The organism is Streptosporangium oxazolinicum (genome assembly GCF_039537505.1).
Taxonomy (GTDB): Bacteria; Actinomycetota; Actinomycetes; order Streptosporangiales; family Streptosporangiaceae; genus Streptosporangium; species Streptosporangium oxazolinicum.
This window is the reverse complement of sequence record NZ_BAABAQ010000019.1, coordinates 45191-55339: the sequence shown is the minus strand read 5'-3', so window position 1 is coordinate 55339 and position 10149 is coordinate 45191. Positions and strand designations below refer to the sequence as shown.

Sequence of the window (10149 nt, the reverse complement as noted above, 5' to 3'; positions counted from 1 at the left end):
GGGGGTAGATCAGATCGAGGTCACGACGGTGCCGGTCAAGGCGTCGCGCACGGCCGTTGTGACCGAGGCGTCGAAACCGAGCATCGTGATCGTGGTGGCGTCCGGGCCGAGGTGATAGCGGATCACCGCCCGGTAAAGCGTTTCGACGCCTTCCGGCCGGTCCGCCGCCGGCCCGTGGACACGGGTGATGAGCACGTGCGGCGCCGGTGCGCGCCGCAGGGCTCGGCGCCCGGCCTGGTTGTGGTGACGCAGCAGCGGGAACCGCACGGTCGCCGTCCGCTCTTCGTCGTCGACGGGCAGGGGAACGGTCGCCGTGAACGGACCCGGCGGCGTCGAGCCGGTCCCGGCGACCAAAGCGACCTCCTCGTCGACAAGACCACCGGTCGTGCTCGCTCCCGTCGCCCACAGCGCGCGACGGAGAGCGTTCCGGACGGCGCCCTCGCCACACGGCCCCGCCCAGCCGAACGTCTCGGCCCGGCCCGGCGCCAAGACGTTCTGGTCAATTTCCGCACGGTTCTTCAGCAGGTCCAGCCACTCGTCCACGCCTGACGTGCCAATGGCGACACCGGCCTCCTCGACGGCCTCAAGGGCCGGCGCCAGCCCGGTGTTCGTCCGTTCCGCCGGGACGCCGGACCGCAGGGCGTCGGCAAGACGATGGATCGAGGCACGGTCCGCTGCACCGGCGTGGACGGCAAGGGAGACGGCCGTACGGGTCGGCGTCCGGACGAAGGCCAGGGCGGACGGGCTCCCGATCGTGATGTCCACCAGGTCCGTCGCCGCCGCGCGCAGTGCCGCCGGGTCGGCGTCGTCGGCCGGCGCGAGTTCGGTGACCGCCGCCGACGCCGTCGGCAGGATGTGGCTGAGCCACAGGCGCCGGTTGACACACTGCACGGACATGCGCAGCGCGTCCGTTTCCGCGACGACAGCGGCGTATGCGGTACGAAGTTCCGGATGGCCGGGGACCTCGAAGGTCTCGGTGTACACCCAGGCGTTCGGGTCGGCGCCCGACTCCCGGAGACGATCGAGGGTCGCGGACACCGGGGCCGGGACGGGCTCCTGCTCGACCTGCTCGACCTGTTCGGCCGGGGGAGCGGGCAGCGCGCCGGCCAGCCCACCCACGGTCCGGTGCTCGAGGACGTCCCGGAGCGTCAGCGGCAGCTTGCGGGCGAGCGCGGCGGAAACGAGACGCGCGGCGAGGATGCTGTCTCCGCCCAGCCGGAAGAAGTCGTCGTCGGCTGACGGTTCGTGGTCGAGGTGCAGGACGTCGCGGAAGATGTCGGCCAGGGCGCGTTCGGTTTCGCTTTCGGGTGCTCGCCCACCCGCGGTGGTGATTTGCGGTGTGGGTAGTGCTCTGCGGTCGAGCTTGCCGTTCGGGGTGAGCGGGAAGGCGTCCAGGGCGGTGACGGTCGTCGGGATCATGTAGTCGGGCAGGAGCCCGGCGACATGGTCACGGAGATCGTCGACGTTCTCGGTGGCGGTGACGTAGGCGGCCAGGTAGGTGCCACCGGCGGGGTGCTCGAGTGCGACGACGGCGGCGCCGGTGACCGCTGGGTGTTGTTCCAGGGCGTTGCGGACCTCGTCGAGTTCGATCCGGTATCCACGGATCTTCACCTGGTCGTCCGCGCGACCGACGAACTCAAGCATGCCGTGGGTGTTCCATCGGACGAGATCGCCTGTGCGATACAGCCTCTCACCACTGCCGGTGAAGGGGTCGGCGACGAATCGGTCCGCGGTCAAGCCAGGACGGCCTCCATAACCGTCGGCCAGTTGTACCCCACCCACGTACAGCTCGCCTACGACACCGGAGGCGACTGGCCGCAGCCAGGCGTCCAGCACCCGCACCCGGACGCCGGGCACCGGATCACCGATACTCGCCCCATCAGCGGCAGCGGTAGTGGCATCACCGGTGACTTCGGTTGACCCGTAGAAGTTCCGCAACAGCGCACCCGGCGCGGCCTGCCGCATCGCCTCGATGGTGGCCGGTGCGAGCACCTCACCCGAACACACCCACTGCCGCAGTGATGTCAGGGCTTTCGCCGCGTCTGGGACCCGGGCCAGCACGTCGGCCAGGCTGGGCACCGTCAGCAGGTGCGTGACCTGGTGACGCTCCACGGTTGCGGCCAGCGCCACCGGATCTCCGGCAGCCTCGTCATCGACGACCACCACGACGGCCCCGGCGCTCAGGGGGGTAAGCAGTTCGGTGACCGCGTCAACGAACCCGACACTGCTCTTGACCAGGGCCCGGTCCCCAGCACCGAATCCGAGCAGGTCGGCGCCCCACACCAGCCGGTTCACCACCGCCCGATGCGACAACACCACACCCTTGGGGCGGCCGGTCGTCCCCGACGTGAAGATCACAAACGCCGCATCCCCCGACACCGCCATGGCCCGGCCGGTCACCTGAAGGTCACCCGAGCCGGTCACCACGACCGCGGCACCGCAATCCTCGAGGATCTGCCGTATCCGCTCAGCGGGATAGACGGGATCGATCGGCACACACACCGCACCCACCCGGATCGTCCCCAGCACCGCGACGACCCGATCCACCGAACGCGGCAACACCACCGCCACCCGGCCACCGGCCTGAACCCCCACCTCCGCCAAAGCACCGGCGAACGCATCCACCCGCTCATCCAACTCCGCGTACGACAGCGAGAATTCGTCCGCGATCACCGCCGTGGCATCGGGAGTCGCCGCGAACCGCTCCCGGAGCAGCCCGTCCACCGACTTCCTGATAGAGGTGGCCGGTACCTCGGCTTGTGAGGGCGCCGGGTGCAGGTCGAGGTCGGCGACACGAGTCTGTGGGTCCGCCGCGAGTGCGTCCAGGACTTTCTGGAACACTGCCACGAACCGGTCGGCCGTGGCCGGGTCGAACAGATCGATGGAGTAGGTCAGGAAACCGGTGACCGCTTCCGGAGTCTCGGTCAGATACAGGTCGAGATCCGTCTTCACCGCGCTGAGAGAGGCCCGCTCCATCCGGGCCTGCAGGCCCGGGAACTCCGGTTCCAGTACGGTGCGGTCGGCCAGGTGCCGGTAGGTGAGCAGGACTTGGAACACCGGGTTCCGGTTCACGACCCGTTCGCCACCGGTCGCGGCCGCGATCTGCTCGAACGGTGCCGCTTGATGCGCCAATCCGTCCAGCACCACGCCACGAGCCCGGACGAGGACGTCGACGAGCCGGTCATCCGACTCGATCCGGTGCCGGAACGGCAGGGTGTTCAGAAAATAGCCGACCAGGTCTTCGAGGCCGTCCTCGGTCCGGCCGCCAACAGGCGAACCGACCACCACATCGTCTCCGCCGCCGAGAGCCGATACGCTCAGGGCGAGCGCGGCTTGAACGATCATGAACATCGTCACGCCGCGCGTCTCGGCCAGCGTTCGCAACGCCGCCACCGTGCCCGTGTTCACACCGAACTCGATGTCGGCGCCGACATGCGATGGCACCGCCGAGGGTGACCGGTCCGGGCTGATTCCTGACTCCGGTGGGGCGTCCGCCATAGCGCCACGCCAGAAGTCGAGCAGCCGATCCAGCTCCGCGCCGTCGAGCACCGTTCTTTGCCACAGCGCGTAGTCCGCGTACTGCACCGGCAACGGCGCCCACTCCGGGGGGCCGCCCTCGACTCGGGCCCGGTATGCGGTCGACAGATCCTTCAGCAGGGATGGGAACGACCACTCGTCCACCGCGGAATGGTGCACCGCCAGCGCCAGCACCCACTCGGCGTCGCTGACCCGCAACAACGCCGCACGGATCGGAATCTCCGCCCCCAACAGGAACCTCGCCCGCACAATCTCCGCGAGCCGCGCCTGCGAGAAGTCCTCCACGACCAGCGGAAGCCGAACAGCCACCTCCTCCACCGGAACGACGACCTGACACAGCTGCCCGTCCCGCTCCACCAGGAGAGTCCGCAACACCTCATGACGGGACACCACATCCCGCACCGCCGCCCCCAGCGCAGCCCCGTCCACGTTTCCAGACAGCCGCAGCACGACCGGGACCACATAACGCCCACCCGGCCCACCCAGCTGATCCACCAGCCACAACGCCTGCTGCCCGAACGAGACCGGCACGACCGCGGGCAGCGGAACCTCACCTATCCGTACCGGTGCCGGGCCCTCCGCAGGCCCGGTGCCGACGACCCGTGCCAGCGCCGCGATCGTCGGGGCGTCGAACAGATCCCGTAGCGACAGTCCCGAGCTCATCCGGGCGTTCACCCGCGCGACCACCCGCGTCGCGAGCAGCGAATCCCCGCCCAGCCGGAAGAAGTCGTCGTCGGCTGACGGTTCGTGGTCGAGGTGCAGGACGTCGCGGAAGATGTCTGCCAGGGCGCGTTCGGTTTCGCTCTCGGGTGCTCGCCCACCTGCGGTGGGGATTTGCGGTGTGGGTAGTGCTTTGCGGTCGAGCTTGCCGTTCGGGGTGAGCGGGAAGGCGTCCAGGGCGGTGACAGTGGCCGGGATCATGTAGTCAGGCAGGAGCCCGGCGACATGGTCGCGGAGATCATCGACGTTGTCGGTGGCGGTGATGTAGGCGGCCAGGTAGGTGCCACCGGCGGGATGCTCAAGCGCGACGACCGCGGCGCCGGTGACTGCCGGGTGTTGTTCCAGGGCGTTGCGGACCTCGTCGAGCTCGATCCGGTATCCGCGGATCTTCACCTGGTCGTCCGCGCGGCCGACGAACTCGAGCATGCCGTGGGTGTCCCAGCGGACGAGATCGCCGGTGCGATACAGCCTCTCGCCAGTGCCGGTGAAGGGGTCGGCGATGAATCGGTCGGCGGTGAGGGCACCGCGTCCCGTGTAGCCGTCGGCCAGTTGTACCCCACCCACATACAGCTCACCTACGACACCGGAGGCGACTGGCCGCAGCCAGGCGTCCAGCACCCGGACCCGGACGCCGGGTACCGGATCACCGATGCTCGCCCCGTCAGCGGTGGCGGTGGTGGCGTCACCGGTGACTTCGGTCGATCCGTAGAAGTTCCGCAATACCGCGCCCGGCGCGGCCTGCCGCATCGCCTCGATGGTGGCCGGCGCGAGCACCTCACCTGAGCACACCCACTGCCGCAACGACCCCAGAAAACCCACCGACCCCGGAACCCGGGCCAGCACCTCGGCCAGACTGGGCACCGTCAGCAAGTGCGTGACCTGGTGACGCTCCACGATCCCAGCCAGCGCCACCGGATCCGTAGCGGTTTCGTCGTCAACGACCACCACAGCGGCCCCAGCGGCCAGGGGAGTAAGCAGTTCGGTGACCGCGTCGACGAACCCAACACTGCTCTTGACCAGAGCCCGGTCCCCGGCACCGAACCCGAGCAGGTCCGCGCCCCATACCAGCCGGTTCACCACCGCCCGATGCGACAACACCACACCCTTGGGGCGGCCGGTCGTCCCCGACGTGAAGATCACAAACGCCGCATCCCCCGCTGGAGCCGCGATCCGGCCGGTCACCTGAAGCTCACTCGAGCCGGCCACCACGACGACAGCGCCGCAATCCTCAAGGATCTGCCGTATCCGCTCAGCGGGATAACCAGGATCCACCGGCACGCACACCGCACCCGCCCGGATCGTCCCCAGCACCGCGACAACCCGTTCCACCGAACGCGGCAACACCACCGCCACCCGGCCACCGGCCCGAACCCCCGCCTTCGCCAAAACACCGGCGAACGCATCCACCCGCTCATCCAGCTCCGCGTACGACAGGGAAATCCCATCACCCGACAAAACCGCGACCGCATCCGGACTCGCCTCGATCTGCCGCCGAAGCAACCCATCCACCGACACGTTGACGGAGGTGGCCGGTACCTCGATGTGTGAGGGCGCCGGGTGCAGGTCAAGGTCGGCGACGCGGGTCTGCGGGTCCGCCGCGAACGCGTCCAGGATTTTCTGGAACACCGTCACGAACCGATCAGCCGTGGCCGGGTCGAACAGATCGACGGAGTAGGTCAGGAAACCGGTGACCGCTTCCGGGGTCTCGGTCAGATACAGGTCGAGATCCGTCTTCACCGCGCCGAGGGACACCCTCTCCAAGCGCGCCTCCACACCCGGGAACTCCGGTTCCAGCACGGCGCGGTCGGCCAGATGCCGGTAGGTCAACAACACCTGAAACACAGGGTTGCGACCCGCCGCGCGTTCCCCGCCACCGGCTGCGGCCGCGATCTGCTCGAACGGGGCCGCTTGATGCGCCAACCCGTCCAGCACCACGCCACGAGCCCGGAGGAGGACATCGACGAGCCGGTCATCCGACTTGATCCGGTGCCGGAACGGCAGGGTGTTCAGAAAATAGCCGACCAGGTCTTCGAGGCCGTCCTCGGTCCGGCCGCCGACAGGCGAACCGACCACCACATCGTCGCCACGGCCCAGCGCTGACACCGCCAACGCCACCGCGGCCTGAACGACCATGAACATCGTCACGCCCTGCGCCTCGGCCAGGGCACGCAACGCGGTGACCCCTACCGGGTTCACAGTGAATTCGATGTCGGCGCCGACATGCGACGGCACCGCCGAGGGTGACCGATCCGGGCTGATTCCTGACTCCGGTGGGGCGTCCGCCATAGCGCCACGCCAGAAGTCGAGCAGCCGATCCAGCTCCGCGCCGTCGAGCACCGTTCTTTGCCACAGCGCGTAGTCCGCGTACTGCACCGGCAACGGCGCCCATTCTGGGTGGCCACCCTCGACTCGCGCTCCATACGCCAGCGAAAGGTCACCCAACAGCGCCGGGAACGACCACTCGTCCACCGCGGAGTGGTGCACCGCCAGCGCCAGCACCCACTCGGCGTCGCTGACCCGCAACAACGCCGCACGGATCGGAATCTCCGCCCCCAACAGGAACCTCGCCCGCACGATCTCCGCGAGCCGCGCCTGCGAGAAGTCCTCTACGACCAGCGGAAGCCGAACAGCCACCTCCTCCACCGGAACGACGACCTGACACAGCTGCCCGTCCCGCTCCACCAAAAGAGTCCGCAACACCTCATGACGGGACACCACATCCCGCACCGCCGCCCCCAGCGCAACCCCGTCCACCCTCCCGGACAGCCGCAGCACCAGCGGAACCACGTATCGCGAACCGGGCCCGCCGAGCTGGTCGATCATCCACAACGACTGCTGCCCGTACGAAAGAGGCAACGCCGCGGGCCGCGGAACCTCACCCACCCGTACCGTTCGCGGCCGGGCGGCACGACAGGCGTCAACGATCGGTGCCAGCGCCGCGATCGTCGGGGCGTCGAACAGATCTCGCAGCGACAGTCCTGATCCCAGCCGCGCGACCACCCGCGTCGCGAGCAGTGAGTGCCCGCCCAGCCGGAAGAAGTCGTCGTCGGCTGACGGTTCGTGGTCGAGGTGCAGGACATCGCGGAAGATGTCGGCCAGGACGCGTTCGGTTTCACTCTCGGGTGCTCGCCCACCCGTGCTGACGAGTGCGGGAACAGGAAGTGCTCTGCGATCGAGCTTGCCGTTCGGGGTGAGCGGGAAGGCCTCCAGGGCGGTGAAAGTGGCCGGGATCATGTAGTCGGGCAGGAGCCCGGCGACATGATCGCGGAGATCGTCGACGTTCCCGGTGGCGGTGACGTAAGCGGCCAGGTAGCTGCCACCGGCGGAATGCTCAAGCGCGACGACCGCGGCGCCGGTGACCGCCGGGTGTTGTTCCAGGGCGTTGCGGACCTCGTCGAGTTCGATCCGGTATCCGCGGATCTTCACCTGGTCGTCCGCGCGACCGACGAACTCGAGCATGCCGTGGGTGTCCCAGCGGACCAGATCACCGGTGCGATACAGCCTCTCGCCGCTGCCGGTGAAGGGGTCGGCGACGAATCGGTCCGCGGTCAAGCCAGGACGGCCCTCATAACCGTCGGCCAGTTGTACCCCACCCACGTACAGCTCGCCTACGACACCGGAGGCGACTGGCCGCAGCCAGGCGTCCAGCACCCGCACCCGGACGCCGGGCACCGGATCACCGATACTCGCCCCATCAGCGGTAGCGGTGGTGGCATCACCGGTGACTTCGGTCGACCCGTAGAAGTTCCGCAACACCGCGCCCGGCGCGGCTTGCCGCATCGCCTCGATGGTGGCCGGTGCGAGCACCTCACCTGAGCACACCCACTGCCGCAACGACCCCAGAAAACCCACCGCGTTTGGAACCCGGACCAGCACCTCGGCCAGACTGGGCACCGTCAGCAAGTGCGTGACCTGGTGACGCTCCACGATCCCAGCCAACGCCACCGGATCCGTAGCGGTTTCGTCGTCAACGACCACCACAGCGGCGCCAGCGGCCAGGGGAGTGAGCAGTTCGGTGACCGCGTCGACGAACCCAACACTGCTCTTGACCAGAGCCCGATCCCCGGCACCGAACCCGAGCAGATCGGCGCCCCACACCAGCCGGTTCACCACCGCCCGATGCGACAACACCACACCCTTGGGGCGGCCGGTCGTCCCCGACGTGAAGATCACAAACGCCGCATCCCCCGCTGGAGCCGCGATCCGGCCGGTCACCTGAAGCTCACCCGAGCCGGTCACCACGACAACAGCGCCGCAATCCTCAAGGATCTGCCGTACCCGCTCAACGGGATAACCAGGATCCACCGGCACGCACACCGCACCCGCCCGGATCGTCCCCAGCACCGCGACAACCCGATCCACCGAACGCGGCAACACCACCGCCACCCGGCCACCGGCCTGAACCCCCGCCTTCGCCAAAACACCGGCGAACGCCCCCACCCGCTCGTCCAACTCCGCGTACGACAGCGAGAATTCGTCCGCTATCACCGCCGTGGCATCGGGAGTCGCCGCGATCTGCCGCCGAAGCAACCCGTCCACCGACACGTCGGCAGCGACATCCGGCGCCCTTCCCACACCGGCCGGAGTGTTCCGTACGGGAAGGGCCGTTTCGGCGAGTTCGTGGAGGGTGGTGTCCGGCCCCGCGTCGAGCGCCCGCTCAAGGAACAGGGCGAAGGCGGCCGCGTGCCGTTCCACGTCCGCCACCGAGATGATCGACTCGTGTCCGGCCAGTTCCAGGCGTAGCCCGGACACCGGATCGCGGTAGACCGACAGGTCCAGCTTCCCGATCTGCCCCGGGTTGACGGTCTCCACCGTTCCGGTGACCTGATCGAATCGTGCGACGTACTCGAAGATCTTGATGTTGATGGACGGCAGCAGGAAGTAGGACGACTCGCTCCCCGGCCAGCTCCGGGCGATGTGGTGGTCCTCCACCGAGGAATGCGCCTTCGCCTGCTGCATCCGCCGGCCGATGGCCTTCATCAGCTCCGCGAGCGTGTGGCGCGGACCGATCGGGGCCACCACCGGCAGCACCCGCGACATCGCGTTGGGCGTCCGCAGCAGGCCGGGGGTGTCCCGCATCATGAACGGCACCCGTACCGCGATGTCGGACCGCCGCTCGGCGAGCGACGTGTAGAGCCCCCACAGGGCGATCAGCGTGTCGGTCCAGTTCGAGCGGACATTCCGCGAGAACGCCCGCAGACGGTCGAATACGCCGTCGGCCGTCGGTAGCCGGACGGGCCGGTAGGAGAAGGAGAAGAGTTCGGCCGCGACGGTCGAGGGCCGCTCCTGAGCGACGTCCACATCCAACAGCCGGCGCCAGTACTCCATCGCGCCGGGCTCGGGGCTCACCGGGGCGTGTGGCGACGGCAGGGCGTCCGCCAGCCTGCCGAACCAGGCCTCGGGAACGGGTTCGTCCCGGACGGCCGCCGAGTAGATCTCCGCCACGCGGCGGATGAACAGCGTGACGCTGTACCCGTCGAGCAGGATGTTGTCCGCCGCGAAGACCCACGCCCAGGTGCCGTCCGCACGCCGCAGCAACACCGAAGCCGTGGACAGCTCCACCGAGGCCGCGCCGGGATCGTCGAGCGAGGCGCGAACCAGGTCACGGATCGCCGCATCGCCGTGCGGCTCGTTCACCACGGTCGTTTCTAGGCGCCTCGCCGCGTCGACGCGCTGGTACGGGGTGCCCTGCTCCTCGTGGAAACGGACGCGCAAGGCGTCGGTCTCCGCGAAGGCACGGCTGACCGCGGCGGTGAAGGCGGCCGTGTCCACCGGGCCCGGCAGCCAGGTGATCTCGGCCGCCCGGAACGCCGCCGACGCGGAGAACAACTTCTGGGCGGCCCAAATACCCCGTTGGCTAGCGGACAGGGCTACCCGCTCGTCGGCGTCCAC

Annotated in this window: 1 protein-coding gene; it reads right to left on the bottom strand. The window is 69.0% G+C overall.

The genetic code is table 11. From position 1 onward, the window contains the following. Positions 1–9 precede the first annotated feature (9 nt). The gene (locus ABD817_RS36315; RefSeq protein WP_344922960.1) at positions 10–10149 is read right to left on the bottom strand and encodes an amino acid adenylation domain-containing protein; all 10140 of its coding nucleotides are present in this window, start codon (positions 10147–10149) and stop codon (positions 10–12) included.